Consider the following 19995-nt stretch of genomic DNA (forward strand, 5'->3'; position numbering starts at 1 on the left):
GGAAATCTGCCAAACCCGAAGGGTATTCGGCGTTTTGATACGGATAGATTCAGTCACGAAGCGGTATCCGGACGGCACGGTCGCGGTCGACCGGCTGTCGCTGGAGATACCGGACCGCGCGATCACCGTGCTCGTCGGGCCCTCCGGCTGCGGCAAGACGACGACCCTGCGGATGATCAACCGCATGGTGGAGCCCAGCGAGGGCAGCATCCTGCTCGACGGCACGGACATCCGGCAGCAGCCGGTCAACACCCTGCGCCGTTCGATGGGTTACGTCATCCAGAACGCCGGACTCTTCCAGCACCGCACCATCCTCGACAACATCGCCACGGTGCCCCGGCTGCTCGGCACGCCCAAGAAGGAGGCGCGCGCCCGGGCCGCGGAGCTGATGGAACGGGTCGGGCTCGACAGCGCACTCGCCAAGCGCTACCCGTACCAGCTCTCCGGCGGCCAGCAGCAGCGCGTCGGCGTCGCCCGCGCGCTCGCCGCCGATCCGCCCGTGCTGCTGATGGACGAGCCGTTCTCCGCCGTCGACCCCGTGGTGCGCAAGGGCCTCCAGGACGAACTGCTGCGCATCCAGGACGAGTTGGGCAAGACCATCGTCTTCGTCACCCATGACATCGACGAGGCGATCAAGCTCGGCACGATGGTCGCCGTGCTGCGCACCGGCGGCCGGCTCGCCCAGTTCGCCCCGCCCGCAGACCTGCTCAGCGCGCCCGCCGACGCCTTCGTGGAGGACTTCCTCGGCGCCGACCGCGGCATCCGCCGGCTGTCCTTCTTCCCGTCCGCCGACCTGGAGCTGCAGACCGCGCCGATCGTGGGCGTCGACGCCGACGCCGACAAGCTCGCCGCCCGGGCCGACGCCCCCTATCTCCTCGTCACCGACCTCGACGGCCGTCCGCTCGGCTGGGGCGAGCCGGACCGGCTCACCGCCGGGTCCGTCGAGCGCGAGCACCTCCTCGACTTCGGGCGGCCGTTCGTGCCCGGCGACGACTCGCTGCGCACCGCGCTCGACGGCGCCGTGCTCTCACCCACCGGCTGGGCCGTCGCCGTGGACGGCGACGGACGCGCCGTGGGCGTCGTGTCGCAGCAGGTCATCGGCGAGGCGATCCGGGCCGCCCACCGCCGGGTGGCCCGGAACACCGAGGTGAACGCCGCACGATGAACGGCTTCTTCGACCTGCCGAGCGATCTCCAGCACAGCTACCTCGGGCTCGTCGGCCTGCATCTGCGCGAGGCCCTGATCCCGGTGCTGGCCGGTCTGATCGTCTCCCTGCCCGTCGCCCAGCTGTGCGTGCGCTTCCGCTGGATCTACCCGCCCGTCCTCGGCATCACCACGGTCCTCTACGCCATCCCGTCCCTGGCCTTCTTCGTCGTGCTCATCGACTACTTCGGGCAGAGCGAGACCACGGTGATGATCCCGCTCGCCCTCTACAGCCTGGTCGTACTCGTTCCCGCGATCGTGGACGGCGTCCGCTCGGTGCCACCGGAGACCCTGGCCGCCGCGGAGGCCATGGGCCTCGGAGCGGTGCGCCGGTACTTCCAGGTCCAGTTGCCCATCGCCGTGCCCGCGATCATCGCGGGCCTCAGGGTGGCGACCGTGTCGAGCATCTCCCTCGTCAGCGTCGGCATGCTCATCGGCAACCAGGGCGCCCTCGGCAACATGCTCTACGACGCCCAGACCTACCACCGGCCCGCGCTGGCCGTGAACTCCGTCCTGACCATCGCCGTGCTGGGCATCCTCGCCGACGCCGTGCTGGTCCTGGTCCGCATCCTGCTCACCCCGTGGATGCCGCGGAAGGGAGCCACCCGGTGAACGTCCTCGACTTCGCCCGCGCCTTCTTCAGCGACGGTGCCCACTGGCACGGCTACGACGGCATCCCCACCCGGTTCACCGAGCACCTCACGTTCTCGGTGGAAGCCCTGCTGATCGCCGCCGCGATCGGACTGCCCGTGGGGCTGCTCACCGGGCACTACGGCCGGGGCGGCAACGTCCTCGCGCTGATCGCCACCGCCGGCCGGGCGCTGCCCAGCTTCGGCCTGCTGGTGCTGATGTTCATCTGGAGCGGCTTCGGGACGCTGCCGGTGATGATCCCGCTGGTCGTGCTGGCCGTACCGCCGATCCTCGTCACCACCTACGAGGCGATCCGCTCCGTCGACCCCTCGCCGGTGGACGCCGCCCGGGGCATGGGCATGCCCGAGACGCGGGTGCTGTTCCAGGTGGAGGTGCCGGTCGCGCTCCCGCTGGTCCTGAGCGGCCTGCGCACGGCGGCCATCCAGATCGTCTCCACCGCCACCATCGCGGCCTACGTCAGCCTCGGCGGCCTCGGCCGGTACATCATCGACGGCCTCTACCAGAAGAACTACGACAAGGTCGTCGGCGGCGCCACCCTGGTCGCCGGCCTCGCCCTCGCCACCCTCGTGGTGTTCTGGGCGCTGTCCCGGCTCACGGTCTCACCGGGGGTGCGCCGAAGCGGCTGACGGTCCCGGCCCGGTGCGGGCCAGGGCCAGTTCGAGGACGACGAGCAGGGCGTCCCGCACCGAGCCGCGCTCACGGGCGTCGAAGACCACGACCGGCACGCCGGCGGAGACGTCCAGCGCCCAGCGGACCTCCTCCAGGGTGTGCTCCACCTGGCCGTCGAAGGCGTTGACCGCGACGGCGAACGGGATGCGCCGGTGCTCGAAGTAGTCGACGGCCGGATAGCAGTCGTCCAGTCGGCGGGTGTCGACGACCACGAGAGCGCCGAGGGCGCCCTCCACGATGTCGTCCCACATGAACCCGAACCGCTCCTGTCCGGGGGTGCCGAACAGGTACAGCTTCAGCGTCGGGTCGACGGTGAGGCAGCCGAAGTCCAGCGCGACGGTCGTCGTGGTCTTGCGCGGGGTGTGCGTGAGGTCGTCGACGCCGGCCGCGACCTCGGTGATCGACGCCTCCGTGGTCAGCGGCTCGATCTCCGAGATCGAGCCGACCGCGGTGGTCTTGCCCACGCCGAAGCCGCCCGCGATCACCATCTTCACCGGCAGCGGCGGCCGTACGGCTGCGGCCGCGCCCCGGACGAGCCGTTCAGTCGAAGTCACTCGGTGTTCCTCGGTATTCCTCGGGAGTCGGGGACGGCCCTGAGTCCGTCGATCAGCCTGCGCAGGACGGACGCGTCGTGGACGGCCTCGGGGTCGGGCACGTACACCGCCAGCTGGCCGGCCTCGCGCAGGTCCTCGGCCAGGACGCGGACCACGTTCAGATGCAGCCGCAGCCGGGCCGCGAGTTCCGCGAGGGACTGCGGCAGCCGGCAGGCGGCGACGATGTCGTGCCGCTCGAAGGAGAGCAGACCAAGCGCGTCCAGCCCGGCGGCGGTGGCCACCACCTGGGTCTCCAGGGGCATCGCCCGGCCGCCGCCCGCGTCCGCGACCCGGCCCGCGGTGACCAGGAACGGCCGTACGGCAGGGGCCGGACCGACCGGAGCCGGGCCGACCGGTTCCAGGCCGACCGGGTCCTGGCCGGTGGTGCCGTCCGCCATGCGCGTCCGCCCTGTCTGCCTCGTCCGCCCTGCCCGCGCTCGCTCAGCGGGCCGACGCGGCGCCGACGCTGTTCTTCAGCTCCAGCACCAGCTGCGGGCTGAGCGCGGCACCGGCGCGGTTGGCGAACAGGGTCATCTCGTAGGCGATGTTGCCGAGCTTGGCCTCCTTGTCGGTGACGACACCGAGCACGGCGCCGCTGCCGATCGCGGAGACGATCACATGGCCGCCCTCCAGATCGATGATGACCTTGTTGAGGCCGCCCAGGCCGTAGTTGCCGGAGGCGCCCGCGGCCAGGCTGGTGATGCCCGAGACGATCGCCGCGAGCCGCTCGGAGTCGGCGGGCTCGCGCAGCTCCGACACCGCGATCAGCAGGCCGTCGGAGGACACGGCGATCGCGTCGACGACGCCCGCGGTCTCGGTCGCGAAGCGGTTCAGCAGCCAGGTGAAGTCGGCCGCGGCCGCCTGCAGGTCGGTCGGGGCGCTGCCGCCCGTCGGGGTGCCACCTGTCGACGTGCTCAACTCTCGGCTCCTTCCGGAAGGGGGTTCGGGTCGTGTGCGGTGTGGTCGGGGTCTTCGGGGCGGGCGAAGGTCCCGGTGCCGCTGTCCCGTCGGGCACGGGCCACGGCCTCCTCGAACTCCTCCAGCGCCCTGCGCTCGGCCTCCGCGTCCCGAATGCGGGCGGTCGACGGCACGGCCTGCGCGGCGCCCGCGGTGGTGGGCAGCGTGGCTCCGCGGACCCGGCGCCGCAGCGGGCGGGCGGAGCCTGCGTCCGACGCGGTGGGAGCGGTGGCGTCGGCGGCGGCCCGCCCGGCTTCCGGCGCGGAGCGGCGCTCCTCGGCCGTGCCGGGCTGCGGGGCGCGGCGGGGGATGCGGCGGGGCAGTGGGCCGACCGGCTGGGCCGCGCCCGGTGTCACGGGGGCGGTGCCCGCCGTCGTGGGCGCGGCGCCGGCCGCCGGCGACGGGACCGGGACGGACGCGGTGGCGGTGAGCGGCGGTTTTGGGCCGGTGCCCGTCGCCCGGCCGCTCACCGGCGCGCCGGCCGCCGGGGTCGGTCCCGCCGCCGTCGTGTCCGTGGGCGTCACCGTGACCGGCGTACCGGCCACCGGGCTCTCGGCCAGCAGCAGCGAGGCCGGCAGGGTCACCTCGGCCGTCACTCCGCCGCCCGGCGTACGGGTCAGCTCGACCCCGATCGCCCAGCGGCGGGCCAGCGCGCCCACCACGAACAGGCCGAGGACCTTCGTCGGCACCAGGTCCAGGCGTTCACGGCGGATCAGCCGGGTGTTCTCCTCGGCGAGCCGCTCGGCGCTCATCCCGAGGCCGTGGTCGGTGACCACCACATGGGCGCCGTGCGCTCCGGAGCGGACGGTCACCTCCACGGGGCTGCCCTCGGGCGAGAACGACACGGCGTTCTCCAGGAGTTCGGCCGTCATCAGGGTGAGGTCACCGATGATGTCGGGCTCGACCGTCGCGTCCGACGCGGCGTACAGCCGCACCCGCCGGTAGCCCTCGATCTGCCCGAGCGCGGCCCGCACCACGTTGGACAGCGCCGTCGGACCCGCGTCCAGGGCGCTCTCGCGGATCCCGGCCAGCAGCATCAGGCTGTCGGCGTTGCGGCGCAGTCGTACGGCGATGTGGTCGATGGAGTAGAGGCGTTCCAGCAGGGCGGGGTCGGTCTCGCCCCGCTCAACGGCGTCGATCAACGCGAGCTGACGGGTCGTCAGGTTGCTGACGCGGCGGCCCACGTTGCCGAACATCTCGGCGGTGTTGCGCCGGCTGAGCACCTGGCGTTCCAGCAGCGCGGCGGCGGTGGTCTGCACCCGGTTGAACGCCCCGGCCAGATCGCCGATCTCGTCGCGCGCGGTGACCGGCATGTCCCGCAGCCGGGGCGGCCCGTCGTCCTCGGCGTCGTCGTCGGCCACCCGGGCCAGCTCGCGCCCCGCCACCTCGGCGACCTCCCGCGCGGCCCCGGTCAGCGCCTGCACGGGCCGGATCACCGAGCGCCGTACCAGCACCGCGAACGCGATCCACAGCGCGAACGCCAGCAGCGCGGCGCTCAGCAGCAGAGCGGCCCGCCACCGGGCGGTGGCGGCGGTGTCGTCGGCGCGGTCGGCGATCTGGGTGATGAGGGCGGTAGTGATCTTCAGCCGGGCGGCGGCCTGCCGGGGATAGTCCGGATAGTCGGCCAGCGTCTCCCGGACCGCCTGCCGGATCTCGGCCTGGGTGTCCGCCGGCAACTGCCCGGCATCGACCTGCAGCTCGGCGTAGGAGTCGGCGATACGGCGCTGGGCCGGGCTGTGCTCGATGCCGTCGAGCAGCTCGGCCTGCGCGTCGGAGGCGAACCGGGTGAAGCGCTGGGCCTGGTGGGTGTACTGGTCGTAGGCGCCGACCGCGTTGGTGAACTCGATCAGCGCGTTGGTGTCACCGGTCGTCGCGGCGAAGACATTGGTCTCGAAGGCGCCGTGGGCGGCGTCCGCGCGCAGCAGCGAGTCCAGCAGGCTGCCGGTGAAGGTGGCCGCCAGGCCCGCGTCGCGGTCCAGCCCGAGGCCGTCGATCAGCCGCCCGGCGGCGCTCGTGTAGGCGGGGTCGATGGTGTCGGCCGGCAGATACGACTGCTCCACCGAGGTGCGCAGACTGGACAGACCCGCCACCTCGCGCAGCGCCTGCGCCTCGCTGTCCGGCAGGCGGTCGCCGAAGGCCGCGCGCACCTTCGTCACCTGGGCGTCGACCGCCTGCTGCGCGGCGCGGTAGGCGGACTTCGAGGGCCGGGCGGCCCCGGACTCGTAGCGCACCGAGAGCAGGACAGCTTGCTGGTGCTCGGCCTCGACCCGGTCCACCAGCCGCGCCACCTGCGCGCTGTCGCGCACCAGCCGGGCCGCCGAGGCGGCGCTGCCCGACTCCTGCACCTGGTCGGTGAACAGGTAGGACAGCAGCGCGGCGATGACCGCCAGCGGGATGCCGACCAGCAGGTTGAGCTTGCGCCGGAAGGGCCAGCGGTCGGCGAAACCGCCTGCTCCGCCCCGGGCGGGGGTGTGCCGGGCGGGCGCGTCCACCTGCTTCGTGGACACCGGGCCTCCTTCGTGGGTGTGTCTCCACCGGGGTCGTCGCCACCCCGTGGACCTGGAGGCCTCGTCGCCCCGAGCTACCTGCGACACGGCACCGATGCGGGCCCCGTGCACCGCTGTGGGCGATATCAACTGCCCCGAGACTACGTCCTCTTGATGGCCCGCTCGGCGCGCCTTTCATCAAGAATCCATTACGAAGCGACCGCTATCCGCCCACAACCGATCGCAGATCGAGGCCAATCGGTGATCTGTGGAACTTGACTGACGAAGAACCGGCTGGATTGGATCTGTGGGTGACTTCCACCAACCGCATCAGCAGGTCCATCCGGAGGAACCGAGGCGCGGCGGTGGTCGCCCTCACGGCGGCCACGGCTCTGCTGGCGGGCTGTTCCTCGAAGGACGACACGTCGGGCGGCAACCCCCTGACGGACGACGGCAAGGCCGCCGACGGCACGGTCGTCGTCGGATCCAACAACTTCCCCGAGAGCACCCTGCTCGCCGACATCTACGGCGAAGCCCTCAAGGCCAAGGGGATCAAGGTCACGTACAAGCCGAACATCGGCAGCCGCGAGACCACCTACGGGCTGATCAAGAACGGCTCCATCAAGGTGCTCCCGGAGTACAACGGCGCGCTGCTGGCCTACCTCGACGCGAAGGCCAAGCCGACCACCACCGACGCCACCACGACGGCCATCGAGGCCAAGCTGGACTCCACGCTGACGCTGCTCAAGCCGGCGGCGGCGCAGTCCAAGGACTCGGTCACGGTCAACGCGGCCACCGCGAAGAAGTACCACCTGACCGAGAAGTCGACCGTCGCCGATCTGAAGGACATCGCGAAGGACCTGGTCATCGGGGCCTCGCCGGAGTTCCAGACCCGGCACCAGGGCCTGGTGGGCCTCAAGGACGTCTACGGCCTGGAGTTCAAGTCCTTCCGCGCGCTGGACGCCGGCGGCCCGCTCACCCAGGCGGCGCTGAAGAAGGACGCCGTGCAGGCCGGGGACATCTTCACCACGGACCCGACCATCTCCAAGGAGAACTTCGTCGTCCTGCAGGACCCGAAGAACCTGTTCGGCTTCGAGAACGTCCAGCCGCTCGTCCACAAGGGCGCCCTGTCGCAGAAGGGCGCCGACGCGCTCGACGCGGTCTCGGCCAAGCTCGACACCGCGACCCTGCTGGACCTGGACACCCAGGTGCAGGCCCAGAACAAGGACCCGCTGGACGTCGCCAAGGCCTGGCTGAAGTCCGCCGGTCTCTCCTGACGCCCTGTCCGTCGGTACGACTGCGGACCGGACGTGCCGACGCGGGTGCACCCGTACTCCGGGAGCGCCCGCGTCGTGCTCGACGTCGGCGGCCTTGCGCCGGCCGGCCTGATCCGGCCGGCCGCGCGTGGTCCGGCCGGCCGCGCGTGGTCCGCCAGGCTCAGAGGTCGAACTCGTGCGGCGGCAGGTCCAGCGTGTAGCACGCCTCGCGCACCACGGCCTGCTCCGTCTTGTCGAAGTCGCCGTCCGCGCCGCCGATCACGATGCCGATCTGCACCACGGCCCGCGCCTCGGCCGGCTTCTTCTTCGCCTTGGCGATCTCCTGCAGCACGCTCACCTTGCCGAAGGCGAAGTCGGTCGTCAGCTTGTTCAGATTCTCCTCGAAGCGGCGCCTGAGGTCGTCCGCCGGGAAGTTCTGCAGCACCTCGTTCGTCGCGATGAGCTGGGCCACCCGCTGCCGCTCGGACGGGTCGACGGTCCCGTCCGCGGCGGCCACGAGCGCGCACATCGCCATGCTCGCATCGCGGAACGCGCCGCTCTTCAGGTCGTTCTTCTTCGCCACCAGCTGGGTCTGCATCTGCGACGCGGATTCCTTGACGCGGTCCCACAGGGCCATGCGCACTCCTCGTATCAACGGCCGGCGGCTTCCCCCAGCACACCGGCGGCAACTTCTACAGCACCGTAGAAACTAACGGGACGCCCGGGAAGTTCCTGCCGACCTAGACTGATTCCCCTCGCGCCGCGCGAACACGGCTCGACACATACGACACCAGAGGAAGGCGACCGTGGTGACAGCGCCGGGCACCGGACACCAGGACCCCTCCGCCGAGGTGCTCACCGAGGCGGCCGCCGCCTTCGGACTGCTCGCCTCGCCCGCCCGGCTGCACATCGTGTGGGCGCTGATCCAGGGGGAGAGCGACGTCACCGGGCTCGCCGAGCGGGTGGGCGGCGCTCTGCCGGCTGTCAGCCAGCACCTGACCAAGCTGAAGCTCGCCGGACTCGTCCGCTCCCGCCGCGAGGGCCGCCGCCAGGTGTACTTCGTGGACGCCAACGGACAGGCCGCCGTGGTCGACGTCGTACGCCTGCTCGTCGGGCGGCTCGCCGAACGGGACACGGCCGCCGCGGCCCCGGCCCGCCGCCTCCGTGGCCTCTGAGCCGGTGACCGGAACGTCCCTCCAGGTGCTGCGGCGCCTGGACAGCGGCCCGCGCGGACTCACCGACGCCGAGGCCGCCGCCCGGCTCGCCGCCCACGGCGACAACGTCCCGCCCCGTCCGCACACCCCCTCCGTACTGCGGCGCGCTCTGCGGGGCCTGCGCGAACCGTTCACCGCCGTGCTCCTCACCCTCGGCCTGGTCTCGGCGTTCGTCGCCTCCTGGGGCACGGCGACGGTGATCCTCGCGCTCGTCGCCGTCAGCTGCGCGCTGCGCGCGACCGGCGAGCGGCGCGCCGACCGCTCGCTCGCCGCGCTGCGCGAACTGGTCGCCGGCACCGCCACCGTGCTGCGCCGGACCGACGACAACGCCGTCCCGCGCGCCCACGAGGTCCCGGTGACCGACCTGGTCCCCGGCGACGTCGTCCGCCTGGGCCCCGGCGACCTCGTCCCCGCCGACGTACGACTGCTGCGCAGCCGTGGACTGACCGTGCGCCAGGACGCGCTCACCGGAGAGTCCGCGCCCGTGCCCAAGGCCGCCGCCGACCTGCCCGAGCCGGACACCGACTCCTGTCTGTGCTTCCAGGGCAGCGCGGTCGTGGCGGGCAGCGCCACCGCCGTCGTCGTGGCGACCGGGCCGCACACCCGGTACGCCGCCGCCGGGCGGACGCCGCAGCCGCGCGAACCCAGCGCCTTCGACCGGTCCGTGCACGGCATCGCCTGGGCGCTGGTCCGGTTCATGCTGCTCACCCCGCCGCTGGTGCTCATGGCGGGCGCGGCGGTGCGCGGCCGGGGCCTGGAGACCCTGCCGTTCGCCGTGTCGGTCGCCGTCGGGCTCACCCCCGAGATGCTCCCGGTGATCGTCACCACGTGTCTCGCCCGCAGCGCCGCGCTGCTGGCCCGCACCCGCCGGGTCGTCGTGCGGCGGCTGCCCGCGCTGCACGACCTCGGCGCCATCGACGTGCTGTGCGTGGACAAGACCGGCACGCTCACCCTGGACCGCCCCGTCGTCGCCCGCTCCCTCGGCCCCGACGGCCGGGACGATCCGGAGGTGTTGCGCTGGGCGGCCGTGAGCGCCTGGTGGACGCTGCAACTCACCGAACTTCCCGCCCCCGACGCCCTCGACGAGGCCCTGCTCGACCTCGCGGAAGCCGTGGGAGAGCAGTACGACGGGATCGCCGCGCTGCCCGTCGCGCCGGGCCGGCGCCTCGCCACCGCCGTCGTCGCCGGCCGGCTCGGCCACCACCTGCTGATCACCAAGGGGGCCGCCGAGGACGTCCTGGAGCGCTGCGAGCTGTCGGCCACCGAGCGGCAGCGGCTGCTCGCGCTCGCCGCGCGCGAGGCGGCGACCGGGCACCGCGTGCTGGCCGTCGCCACCGCCGACCGGCCCTCCCGCACCCGCCCCTACACCCCCGCCGACGAACGCGCCCTCGCCTTCCGGGGCCTGGTCACCTTCCACGACGAACTCGCCCCCGGCGCCGCCGAGTCCCTGCGCACCCTCACCGACCTGGGCGTCCAGGTCCACATCCTCACCGGCGACCACCCCGCGACCGCGACCCGCGTCTGCCGGGAACTGGGGCTGGACCCGGCCGAGACACGGACGGCACCGACCGACTCGGACGAGGCGCGGTCCGGTGCCGGTACGCGTGGGGGCGGCGCCGGCCCGTTCCCGGGCGGGGGCACCGTGGTCGTCGCTCGCTGCACTCCCGAGGACAAGGCCCGTGTCGTCTCCGGGCTGCGGGCCGCCGGGCACACGGTCGGCTTCCTCGGGGACGGCGTCAACGACGTGGCGGCGCTGCTCGCCGCCGACGTCGGCATCGCGCCGCGCGCGGCCGCGGCGGTGGCCCGGGAGAGCGCCGACGTCGTGCTCGCCGAGAAGGACCTCACCGCGATCGGACACGCCGTCACCGCGGGCCGGCGCAGCAGCGCCAACATCGCCGCCTATCTGCGCGTGACCCTCTCCTCCAACCTCGGCAACGTCCTCGCCATGCTCGCCGCCGGACTGCTGCTGCCCTTCCTGCCGATGCTCCCGGTCCAGGTGCTCGCGCAGAACCTGTGCTTCGACGCCGCCCAGCTCGCCTTCGCCCACGACCGCCCCGCCCCGGTCGAGCTGCGCCGGCCGACCGTGCTGCGGCCCCCCGCCTTCCTGCGGTTCATCACCGGCTTCGGCATGCTCAACGCGGTCGCCGACCTCGCCACCTTCGGCGTCCTCGCGCTCGCCCTGGACGGCCCCGACGCCCTGGACGACCAGGCCGTCTTCCACTCGGCCTGGTTCACCGAGAACCTGCTCACGCAGGCGCTGGTCATGCTGCTCCTGCGCGACGGCCGACGGCTCGCCCGGGGCGGCCGGCCCGGACCGGTCGGCTGGGCCGCGGCCCTGCTCGCCGCCGTCGGACTCGCCGTACCGCCCAGTCCGCTGGGCGCGGCACTCGGCATGACCGCGCTGCCGCCCGCGTACCACCTGCTGCTCGCCGCCGTCCTCGGCCTGTACGCGCTGGCCCTCACCGTGGCGAAGGTCCGCCGTGGCGTCTGACAGCGCAGGTTGTACAGTTGCGCAAGACGGCAAGCATTCATGAGAAGGGGGCGGCCATGCTCCGCAACGGACTCGAGCCCTGGCACCTGTTGATCGTCGCGGTGGTGTTCCTCGTCCTGTTCGGCTCCCGGAAGCTCCCGGACACCGCGCGGGCCCTGGGCAAGTCCATGCGCATCCTCAAGAGCGAGGCCAAGGCGATGAAGGAGGAGAACGGCACCGAGAGTCCGGCCGACCCGGCCGTGGAGCCGTCCCAGGTCCTGCAGTCGAGCGAGGTCCGCGCGGCGCCGCAGGCCGGTACGGCGCAGCAGCCGACGGCGCCCGCCGAGCCGATCGTCACCGCGGGCTGACGGGAGGAACCGGCGGGCGCGATACGGGACTCGGCCGCCGGACGGACGGACGGACGGACGGACGGATGGGCGGACGGGCGGGCGGTCGGACGGACCGGGCGGATGGCCGGTCGGACGCGGCGTAGGGATGCGACGTACGGTACGGCGCCCCACCTCCGTCAGGCGGCCGTGCCCTCCGCCCCGTCGGCCGGCGCCAGCGCCGCCGCCCTCGCCTGCCTGCGGCGTTTGCGGCGGCTCACGCGCGGTTCCTGGTCGGGCAGCCAGCCGAAGGCGAGGCAGCTGCCGGTGACGCCCAGCAGGAGGCCGACGAAGAAACCGCCCAGGTTGGACGTCATCCAGGTGCCCAGCGAGAGCAGGACGCCGGTGATGGAGTAGAAGAGCCGCTGCGCGGGGTTGAAGAGGACCAGCAGACCCAGCAGTGCCATGAGCGTCGGCAGCAGATACCCGGCCAGCCCCTGCATGCCGATGTGCATCACGACCTTCAGCGAGGCCTTCTCGGTCAGCAGGATCTCGCCGCCGGCCAGGGCGAGCAGCAGCCCGCCCCAGAACGGGCGGCGGGCCCGCCAGCTGCGGAACGCGGCCCGTGCGCCCCGGCGTGGACGGTCGGCCACCGCGATCAGCAGCCCGAGTCGCTGAAGCGGAGCTTGAGGCCGGGCAGCTTGAACACACCTGCCGTCGTCGCGTAGTTGGTCTGCCGCAGGTTGGCGATGCGCACGGTGTCGGCCTGCTGGCTGAAGACCCCGATCGGACCCTTCACACGCGCCTTGTCCAGCGTGCTGGCGTCGTTGCCGATCTCGATGTTCTTGAACGCCGCGTCGCCGGACAGCTGCGTGGAGTCGGTGGTCAGGTCGCTCGCCGTCACCTTGGTCGCGCCGCTGCCCGCGGTGATGAGCAGGTTGGTGCCGCCGAGGTCGACGCTCTGGCACAGGCTGTCGAGCGTCGCGTTCTTGATGGCGGAGGTCACGATCAGCACCTGGCCGCCGGTGTCCCCGGCGTTGGGGCTGCCGTCCGCCATGTTGTCGAGGCCGCCGAACTGCTCGAAACCGGTTCCCTTCAGTTCCTTCGCGGTGACCGTGAAGGGCATGCCGGAGATCGCGAACTGCACGCCCAGGGCCCCCTGCGCGGTGAGGACCGCGAGACCGGCGGCGACGAGGGTGGCGGGCACCGCCATCACCGCGGCCCGGCGGGCCCGGACCCGGCCCCGTCGCTCGCCGCCGGTGGTGGTCCCGGCGGTCTGCGGAGCTTCGGAGGGTGAACCGTTTCCCGGGTTCTCGGGGGTGTTGCCGGCGGACGAGACGTCCGGGGACGAGGCCATGTCTGCTCCCATGGGCATGGATCAATGCGGGGCTGAGCTTCAGTGGCGCGTGTCCTGGCGCGGACAGCGGCTGTCGCGTACGCCTCCTCGCACCCCGGCGGAGCAAGGGCTTTCTCGTTACGCGGCAGTAGCCTTCCGCCGAAGTTACCGCCGGTTACTTCGGGGGGTCAAGGGAGATGTGAAAAGAGGGTGTCGGATGTGCGCGGCCTGCGACCGAAACCCAGCAACTGCCTTAATGCACCTTGACGTTGACTGTTCATCAGGTCTACAAATTGCCCTGCTTCACGGATCCGTGGCGCCGGATCCGACGAGCGGCAGCGGCCGCGATTCCCGGCACGCTCACGTCGGCCGCTCACCTCGGCTCGCGGAAACCGCTCTCATCAGTGCGGCCGCGCACGGCCCGTTCCCCCCTGGCCGTGCCCGCCCGCCCTCGCCGGCCCGGTCCAAGGCCTTCCCCCGAGGTCTTCGGCCGGTGCCCGGCCGCCGCCGTCGCCGGTCCGTCGCGTACGGAGAAGGCGCCACGGCCCTGCGCCGGCGGCACCCCGCACACCACCGCGCCCTGCCGCCCGGCGTCGACCGCATGACGCCGCCCGGCATCGACCGCACCCCGCCGTACGGCATCGACCGCACCCGCCGTACGACATCGACCGCGTGACGCCGCTCGGCATGAACCGTGCGAGCCGCTTCGGCTTCAACCGTCCGATGCCGCACGCGCACGTGCACGCGCACCATCCGCCACCCTCCCCACCCACCTCATCCGGACCCCACCCAGGAAAGAGGCACCCGCATGCGTACCCGCTCCCTCCTCGCCCTCGCCGGCACCGCCACCGCACTCGCCCTGGCGGTGGCCGCGCCCGCCTCCGCCGACGGCGGCGCCGTCCTCACCACCGGCAGCGCGGGCGGCACCGCCGCGGCGACCGGCGACACGCTCACCGCCCCGCTGGCGTCCGGCACGTCCGCCACGCTCTACTCCAGCGCGACCGGCACCAGCGGCGTGACCTGCACGTCCTCCCAGTTCACCGCCAAGGTCACCGGCAACCCGACCGCCCCCGGCACGGCCACCGAGTCCGTCACCGGGCACAGCTTCGACGCCGCCTCCTGCACCAGCAACGTGACCGGGGTCACCGGCGTCAGCAGCATCACCGTCGACAACCTGCCCTACACGGCGACGGTCGCCTCCGACGGCACCCTCACGGTCTCGCCGGCCAGCGGCTCGACCATCCAGACCACGGTCAAGCTCAAGACCCTGCTGGGCACCATCACCTGCGTCTACCAGGCGCCCTCCCTCACCGGGAAGGCGGACAACGCCGACAGCAGCATCGGCTTCACCAGCCAGCAGTTCACCAAGTCCTCCGGCTCGTCGCTCTGCTTCGCCAGCGGCTACTTCACCGCGAAGTACGCACCGGTGACGGACGGCGGCGCCCGCGTCTACGTCAACTGAGCCGTGACGACGCCGAGTTCATCGTCGTCGTAGCCGCATGGCCAGGGCGGCGCCCCCGGTGCACACCAGCACCGCGGCGGCGCCGCCCGTCAGCATGTGCGCCGAGAGTCCCGAGCCCGCCGCGCGCCCACCTGCGGTGGGGGCCGACGTGGCCGCAGTCCCCTGTACAGCCTTCGCCGCCCCCGGCGCCGTCCCCGCTTCCGAGTCTTTGTCCGAAAAGACCACGTCGGAACACGAGTAATAGGTGTCCGGCGTGCTGCTGTTCCGCCATATGGTGAAGAGGATCTGACGCCCCGTCCGGTCCGTCGGCAGCCTCGCGTCGATGTGGTAAGCCCCGTTCCGCAGGGGCGGATCGGTGACCTGGGCGAAGGGTCGCTCCGGCAGATCGGACCACGCGAGCGGCTTTGCCGGGTCGTGACCGGGCTTGGTCAGATAGAGCTCGAACGTCCCCGTGTGCGCGATCGTCGAGGCGTACGTCATCGTCATCCGGGCGCCGGGTGCGAGCCGTGTCGCCGGCCAGTCGCGCCGTGCCAGGTCCAGACCCCGGTAGGCCGCCAGATTCCCGCTGCACAGCCGGCCGTCCGGGATCACCCTGCGGTCACGGCCGCCGACGCCCGCCACTCGCAGGTCGTCCCACGCCGTGAACGGAGCGCCGTTCGCCGCGCGTGCCGCCCGGCAGGCCGCCGAGCGCGTCGCGGCGCCGCCCTCGGGGGAGCAGGCGTAGACCCGGCTGACCGGGGCCGTGGGGGCGCCGTGTGCCTGGGCGGACCCCGCCGCCCACGGCAGGAGCAGGAGCGGGGCCGCCGCGACGGCCGCCGTGACACTCAGGCGGGCGGTCATCCGAGTCATCCGGGGCATCTCCTCGGCGGGTGCGGGGAACGGGGTCTGCTGGGTCCAGTACGACGCGGGTGACGGGTGTGTTCAGGCGGACCGGCGCGTTCGTCATCCAGGGGCGCGAAAGCACCGACCGCTTGGGATGTTTCACGCCTGCTTCGAGGCGCCGTTGAGGAGCCGGCCGTAGGCCTCGTATCGTGGCGATCATGGGTCCGGCGGCCGTCGCCCCGCGACGGTCGAGGACGGTTGAACAGTGAAGGAGGGAGCCGTTCTGGTCTCGTCTCCTGTTTCGTCCACCCATGAACCGACGAGGCGTCGTCCGCTTCCGAATACGCGGTTGACACGTGTCGTGCCGGTGGCCCGCACCTCGGACTCTCGCTGCCGCTCGGTGAGATATCGTGTGCAGGGGGTTAAGAAGAAACCGCATGTCCCGTTCGTTTCTAGCCGCGAGGAGGGGTCCCAGGATGGCGAGGCAGTTACGTGCCGAGCAGACCCGGGCGACGATCATCACGGCCGCCGCCGATCTGTTCGACCGGCACGGCTACGAGTCCACGAGTCTGAGCGACATCGTCGCACACGCGAAGGTCACCAAGGGTGCGCTGTACTTCCACTTCGCGGCCAAGGAGGACCTCGCCCAGGCCATCCTCGAACTCAACGCCAGAGCCGGGCAGCGGTTGGTCGCCGAGGTCGAGAGCCGCGGCTACTCCTCGCTGGAAGCCCTGATCCGCGCCACGTTCGGGGCCGCCAGGCTCGCCGTGGAGGATCCGGTGCCCCGCGCCGCGCTGCGGCTGGCCACCGCCGACATCGCCGTACGGCCGCCGCTCAGGCACCCCTTCACCGAATGGCTGGAGTTCGCCAATCGCAAATTCACCGCGGCTGTCCGGGAGTCCGATGTGCACGGCGATCTCGACGTCGGCGTCGTCGCGCACTCCCTCGTCTCCTTCTTCATCGGCACCCGGGTCGCCGGCCGCTCGCTCGAACCGGTCGGACGGCTGCCGCGTCGCGTCGCCGAGATGTGGCATCTGCTGATCCGCAGCCTGGTCCCGGTGCACCGCCGCCCCCGCTACGTCACGCTCGCCACGCAGCTGGAGCGGGAGGTCAGAACCGCCTGACATGGGCGATACGGTGACGGACATGGCCGACACCCCGTTCGCACCCGTGATTCTCGGCGACGAACCAGGCTCGTTCCCGCACAGCGTGCTGGCCGAGCGGCACCCCGCGATCATCAGGCAGGTGCGGGACGCCTTCCCGTACGGCCCCGGGCAGCACCGGGCGCTGGACGAGCTGCTGAAGAGCTGCGCCGAGGGGGCGGTGGAGCCGCTGCCCGCCGATGCCCCGGACGGGGACCGGTGGCAGGAGTGGGGCCTGGCCGACTGCGCCGGGCACTCCTGGTACGACGTGCCGTGGCTGTGGTCCGAGAGCTACTTCTACCGTCGGCTGCTGGAAGCCGTCGGCTGGTTCGGCCCCGGCGCCTGGCAGGGCATCGACCCCTTCCGCCCGTTCAAGCGTGCCGAACTCGACGCACCGGAGACCGACGCGGAACTCGCCGCGCTGGACGCCCTGCCCGGCCTGCCCGAGCAGGAGCGGGCCCGCGCCCTGCTGCACGGCTCGCTGTGGGGCAACCGCGCCGACCTCGGCTTCCGGCTCTCCGCCGAAGGCGCCGAGGCCCAGGACCCGGTTCCCGCACTGGTCGCCGACGACAGCGCGGATCTGTGGTCGCTGCTGCCGCCCGACGGTGGTGCCACCGTCGTCCTGGTCGCGGACAACGCGGGCCGCGAACTCGTCCCGGACCTGTTGCTGATCGCCCACCTCCTCGCCGAGGGCCGCGCCGCGCGTGCCGTGCTGCACGTCAAGCCGTACCCGTACTACGTCTCCGACGCCACGACCGCCGACGTCGTCGACGCGCTGCACCGGCTCCGCGCGGCGCCGGGCGCGGCCGGCGAGTACGCGCGCGTCCTCTGGTCGGCGACGGCGGACGGCCGCCTCGCGGTGCGCGCCCACCCCTTCTCCTGCGCCCCGCTGCCGTACGAGCGGATGCCCGACGACCTGCGTGCCGAGTTCGCGGCGGCCACGCTGACCGTCTTCAAGGGCGACCTCAACTACCGGCGCCTGGTGGGCGACCGGCGGTGGCCGCCGACCACCCCCTTCCAGGAGCCGACCGCGTACTTCCCCGGCCCGGTCGCCGCGCTGCGCACCCTGAAGTCGGAGGTGATCACCGGCCTGTCCGCGGCGACCGAGGCCGCACTGGTGGCGGCCGAGGGTCACCGCTGGCGCACCGGCGGCACCCACGCACTGATCCAGGTGGCCCTCAAGTGACCTGTAGAGGAAGCGACTTGATCCCGTTGATGAAGTTCGACACGAGCCGCCCTGGGGGTGCGGCGAGCCGCGGTTCGGGGAGCACGCACAGCACCTCCGCGTAGAGCAGCCGCAGCTGCAGCCGGGCGAAGTGGGCGCCCAGGCAGACGTGCGGGCCGTCGCCGAAGGACACATGCGGGTTGGGGGAGCGGGCGAGGTCGAGCCGGGCGGGATCGGCGAAGACCCGCTCGTCCCGGTTGGCCGAGGCGTGGAAGACCACGACCTTGTCTCCGGCCCGGATCCGCCGCCCCGCCAGCTCGGTGTCCCGCGCGGCCGTCCTGCGGAAGGTCAGCACGGGCGGATGCCAGCGCAACAACTCGTCGACAGCCGAGGGGAGTTCGATCCTCCCGGTGCGCAACGACGCGTACGCCGCCGGGTGTTCCGCCAGTGCGAGCAGCCCGCCGGGGGCCGCGCTGCGCACGGTGTCGTTGCCCGCCACGGTGAGCAGGAAGAAGAACATCTCCAGCTCGGCGTCGGTGAGTTCAGCGTCGGCGGCGAGCGTGGTCATGACGTCGTCCGCCGGGTGGCGCCGTTTGTGGGCGGCCAGCTGCCGCGCGTAGGCGAACATCTCCTTCAGCTTCGCCGGAGAACGCGGATCGACCGGCCGGCCGGTCGCGTCCCGCACCGGGGGACCGGCCTCGTCCGGGTCCTGGTAGCCGATGACCCGCTGCGTCCAGTGCAGCAGCAGCCGCCGGTCGCCCTCCGGGACACCCAGCAGATCCGCCAGGTTGAGCAGGGCGTACTCGTCGGTGACGGAGGGCACCAGGTCCACCGTGCCGTCCCCGTCCCGCGCCCGCCGCAGCGCACCGGCGAGCAGGGTCCGCGCCCGCTCCCGGGCGAGCGCCGCGAACCGGTCGACCCGGCCCGGGGTGAACGCCCGGCTCACCAGCCGCCGCAACCGCCCGTGCCCCGGCGGATCCTGGTTGAGCATCATGCTGCGGATGAACGGCAGGTCTGCCGGGTCCGGATCGCGGATCTGCGTCGCGCCGAGGTGCGAGGAGTACGACGTCGCGTCCTTCAGCACCCGCACGACGTCCGCGTGCCGGGTCACCGCCCAGAACCCCGGACCGGCGGGCCAGCCCAGCACCTCCGGCTCCTCCTGCCAGGCGACCGGGTGGTGATCGCGCAGCACGCGGTAGTCGTCGTGGGGCACTCCGGCGGCGTACCGGCGCGGGTCGAACACATCGGGTACGGGCGGCACTTCCGGCACGCTCACGCCGGTCCGCTCTCGCCGGCGCCGACCGGTTCGGGCGCCGGGGCCTCTGCGTCGGCCCGCAGGAAGTCCTCGATCACCCGGATCAGTTCCAGCGGGCACTCGTCCATGGCGTAGTGCCCGGCGAACGGCAGCGCCACGAGTTCGCCCCGCGGATACCAGGCCAGCCAGGTCTGCCGCAGGACCTCGGGCGAGAGCGCCGGGTCCAACCCGCCGGCCACGGCCAGGGCGGGCACCTCGCTGCCCTCGACATCGGCGTGGAAGTCCTCGCCCGCCCACGAGTCCAGCCAGGCCCGGAGCGCCTTCGCGTCGCTGCACTCCAGCGAGCGGGCGACCATCCGGTCCAGCCAGGCGGCGGGCCGCCGGCCCCCGGTGGTGAAGTCGATGATCGCGCGGCGGTTCTCCGGCTTGTGCGCGGCGTCGGTGAACAGCGCGACCTGCTCGCCGGCCAGCGGTACGCCCGAGGCGGGCACCGGCGAGACGCCGACGATCCGGCGCAGCCGGTCCGGTACGACGGCCGCCAGCCGCTGGGCCACCGCACCGCCCATGGAGTGCCCGACCACCGAGAACCGTGCCCAGCCCAGCCGGTCGGCCAGCTCCACCAGGTCCCCGGCCGCCTCGGCCGTCGTGTAGGCGCCCGCCGTGTCCCGCGCGTCGCCGTAGCCGCGCAGATCGACCAGTGCGTAGCTGAAGGCGGCGCGGTCGAGGTCCGGCAGGACCGGGGCGTAGGCGGACCGGTCGGCGAACCAGCCGTGCACGGCGAACACCTTGTGGGCGCCGTCGCCGTGCACCTCATGGGGCAGCACAAAGGAGGTCATGCGCCCACCGTGGCCCGCACACGGGATCACGGCAAGGGCACGCGCGGGGCACACGGGCGGGCCGGGCGCAGTCGCCACGGTCGGACGGCGCGCGCCCTTGCCGCCCGGGTCATCAACGCCTGGGCAGGGCACGGGAGTTCCGGGTTTCGGGA

21 protein-coding genes are annotated in these 19995 nt (G+C 72.7%); 11 read left to right on the plus strand and 10 right to left on the minus strand.

All coding sequences use genetic code 11. The features are described from left to right. Positions 1–34: 34 nt before the first annotated feature. Genes AQI95_RS18625 through AQI95_RS18635 form a run of 3 tightly spaced genes read left to right on the plus strand, consistent with a single transcriptional unit; the run spans position 35 to position 2480 of the window. On the plus strand, positions 35–1165 hold the full coding sequence (locus AQI95_RS18625) for an ABC transporter ATP-binding protein (RefSeq protein WP_067124388.1): 1131 nt from the start codon (positions 35–37) through the stop codon (positions 1163–1165). Beyond that, positions 1162–1815, plus strand: a complete 654-nt coding sequence (locus tag AQI95_RS18630) for an ABC transporter permease (RefSeq protein WP_067124390.1) — start codon at positions 1162–1164, stop codon at positions 1813–1815. The genes AQI95_RS18625 and AQI95_RS18630 overlap by 4 nt, the downstream gene beginning before the upstream one ends. After that, a complete protein-coding gene (locus AQI95_RS18635; protein WP_067124392.1) occupies positions 1812–2480 on the plus strand; it encodes an ABC transporter permease in 669 nt (222 codons plus the stop codon). The genes AQI95_RS18630 and AQI95_RS18635 overlap by 4 nt, the downstream gene beginning before the upstream one ends. On the opposite strand, the gene AQI95_RS18640 is transcribed toward AQI95_RS18635, so the two are convergent. Genes AQI95_RS18640 through AQI95_RS18655 form a run of 4 tightly spaced genes read right to left on the minus strand, consistent with a single transcriptional unit; the run spans position 2454 to position 6580 of the window. Continuing rightward, the gene (locus AQI95_RS18640; RefSeq protein ID WP_067124394.1) at positions 2454–3077 is read right to left on the minus strand and encodes a GTP-binding protein; all 624 of its coding nucleotides are present in this window, start codon (positions 3075–3077) and stop codon (positions 2454–2456) included. The genes AQI95_RS18635 and AQI95_RS18640 overlap by 27 nt on opposite strands. Beyond that, positions 3074–3514 (minus strand): DUF742 domain-containing protein, encoded by a 441-nt coding sequence (locus AQI95_RS18645; RefSeq protein ID WP_067124396.1) that lies wholly within the window; start codon positions 3512–3514, stop codon positions 3074–3076. The genes AQI95_RS18640 and AQI95_RS18645 overlap by 4 nt, the downstream gene beginning before the upstream one ends. A 43-nt stretch (positions 3515–3557) precedes the next feature. Then, positions 3558–4034, minus strand: a complete 477-nt coding sequence (locus tag AQI95_RS18650; RefSeq protein WP_067124398.1) for a roadblock/LC7 domain-containing protein — start codon at positions 4032–4034, stop codon at positions 3558–3560. Next, the gene (locus AQI95_RS18655; protein WP_067124400.1) at positions 4031–6580 is read right to left on the minus strand and encodes a sensor histidine kinase; all 2550 of its coding nucleotides are present in this window, start codon (positions 6578–6580) and stop codon (positions 4031–4033) included. The genes AQI95_RS18650 and AQI95_RS18655 overlap by 4 nt, the downstream gene beginning before the upstream one ends. Before the next feature lie 290 nt (positions 6581–6870). Between AQI95_RS18655 and AQI95_RS18660 the strand changes: the two genes are divergently transcribed. After that, a complete protein-coding gene (locus tag AQI95_RS18660; protein ID WP_067125022.1) occupies positions 6871–7836 on the plus strand; it encodes an ABC transporter substrate-binding protein in 966 nt (321 codons plus the stop codon). A gap of 160 nt (positions 7837–7996) precedes the next feature. Here AQI95_RS18660 and AQI95_RS18665 read toward each other — a convergent pair whose 3' ends face one another. Then, complete coding sequence (locus tag AQI95_RS18665) at positions 7997–8452, minus strand: tellurite resistance TerB family protein (protein ID WP_067124402.1); 456 nt, start codon at positions 8450–8452, stop codon at positions 7997–7999. A gap of 169 nt (positions 8453–8621) precedes the next feature. Here AQI95_RS18665 and AQI95_RS18670 point away from each other — a divergent pair, with 169 nt between their 5' ends. The 3 genes from AQI95_RS18670 to tatA are packed head-to-tail and all read left to right on the plus strand — an operon-like array spanning position 8622 to position 11867. Continuing rightward, positions 8622–8990, plus strand: a complete 369-nt coding sequence (locus tag AQI95_RS18670) for an ArsR/SmtB family transcription factor (RefSeq protein WP_067124404.1) — start codon at positions 8622–8624, stop codon at positions 8988–8990. A 4-nt stretch (positions 8991–8994) separates the two neighbouring features. Continuing rightward, the gene (locus tag AQI95_RS18675) at positions 8995–11520 is read left to right on the plus strand and encodes an HAD-IC family P-type ATPase (RefSeq protein ID WP_107121684.1); all 2526 of its coding nucleotides are present in this window, start codon (positions 8995–8997) and stop codon (positions 11518–11520) included. A gap of 56 nt (positions 11521–11576) precedes the next feature. Next, positions 11577–11867: a Sec-independent protein translocase subunit TatA gene (gene tatA / locus AQI95_RS18680; RefSeq protein WP_067124408.1), complete on the plus strand. Its 291-nt coding sequence runs from the start codon at positions 11577–11579 to the stop codon at positions 11865–11867. 158 nt (positions 11868–12025) lie between these two features. Here tatA and AQI95_RS18685 read toward each other — a convergent pair whose 3' ends face one another. Together AQI95_RS18685 and AQI95_RS18690 are read right to left on the minus strand one after the other, a co-directional pair. Then, positions 12026–12478 carry a DUF6114 domain-containing protein gene (locus AQI95_RS18685; protein ID WP_244188781.1) on the minus strand — a complete coding sequence of 151 codons (453 nt, stop codon included), beginning with the start codon at positions 12476–12478 and terminating at the stop codon, positions 12026–12028. Between the two features lie 5 nt (positions 12479–12483). Continuing rightward, positions 12484–13182 (minus strand): DUF6230 family protein, encoded by a 699-nt coding sequence (locus tag AQI95_RS18690; protein WP_067124410.1) that lies wholly within the window; start codon positions 13180–13182, stop codon positions 12484–12486. A 472-nt stretch (positions 13183–13654) separates the two neighbouring features. On the opposite strand from AQI95_RS18690, the gene AQI95_RS18695 reads away from it, so the two are divergent. Further along, the gene (locus tag AQI95_RS18695) at positions 13655–13837 is read left to right on the plus strand and encodes a hypothetical protein (protein WP_067124412.1); all 183 of its coding nucleotides are present in this window, start codon (positions 13655–13657) and stop codon (positions 13835–13837) included. 132 nt (positions 13838–13969) lie between these two features. Then, the gene (locus tag AQI95_RS18700) at positions 13970–14623 is read left to right on the plus strand and encodes a Tat pathway signal sequence domain protein (protein ID WP_067124414.1); all 654 of its coding nucleotides are present in this window, start codon (positions 13970–13972) and stop codon (positions 14621–14623) included. A gap of 18 nt (positions 14624–14641) precedes the next feature. Here the strand turns inward: AQI95_RS18700 and AQI95_RS18705 are convergent, their stop codons facing one another. Continuing rightward, positions 14642–15472 carry a lytic polysaccharide monooxygenase auxiliary activity family 9 protein gene (locus AQI95_RS18705; RefSeq protein WP_425264885.1) on the minus strand — a complete coding sequence of 277 codons (831 nt, stop codon included), beginning with the start codon at positions 15470–15472 and terminating at the stop codon, positions 14642–14644. A gap of 449 nt (positions 15473–15921) precedes the next feature. Here AQI95_RS18705 and AQI95_RS18710 point away from each other — a divergent pair, with 449 nt between their 5' ends. After that, positions 15922–16569 carry a ScbR family autoregulator-binding transcription factor gene (locus AQI95_RS18710; protein WP_067124418.1) on the plus strand — a complete coding sequence of 216 codons (648 nt, stop codon included), beginning with the start codon at positions 15922–15924 and terminating at the stop codon, positions 16567–16569. A gap of 22 nt (positions 16570–16591) precedes the next feature. Further along, positions 16592–17773 carry a damage-control phosphatase ARMT1 family protein gene (locus AQI95_RS18715; RefSeq protein WP_067125026.1) on the plus strand — a complete coding sequence of 394 codons (1182 nt, stop codon included), beginning with the start codon at positions 16592–16594 and terminating at the stop codon, positions 17771–17773. On the opposite strand, the gene AQI95_RS18720 is transcribed toward AQI95_RS18715, so the two are convergent. Continuing rightward, on the minus strand, positions 17766–19028 hold the full coding sequence (locus tag AQI95_RS18720; protein WP_067124420.1) for a cytochrome P450: 1263 nt from the start codon (positions 19026–19028) through the stop codon (positions 17766–17768). The two genes, AQI95_RS18715 and AQI95_RS18720, sit on opposite strands and share 8 nt — an antisense overlap. Beyond that, positions 19025–19843 carry an alpha/beta fold hydrolase gene (locus AQI95_RS18725; protein ID WP_067124422.1) on the minus strand — a complete coding sequence of 273 codons (819 nt, stop codon included), beginning with the start codon at positions 19841–19843 and terminating at the stop codon, positions 19025–19027. The genes AQI95_RS18720 and AQI95_RS18725 overlap by 4 nt, the downstream gene beginning before the upstream one ends. Positions 19844–19995: the final 152 nt, after the last annotated feature.

It is taken from the genome of Streptomyces yokosukanensis (genome assembly GCF_001514035.1).
Lineage (GTDB): Bacteria > Actinomycetota > Actinomycetes > Streptomycetales > Streptomycetaceae > Streptomyces > Streptomyces yokosukanensis.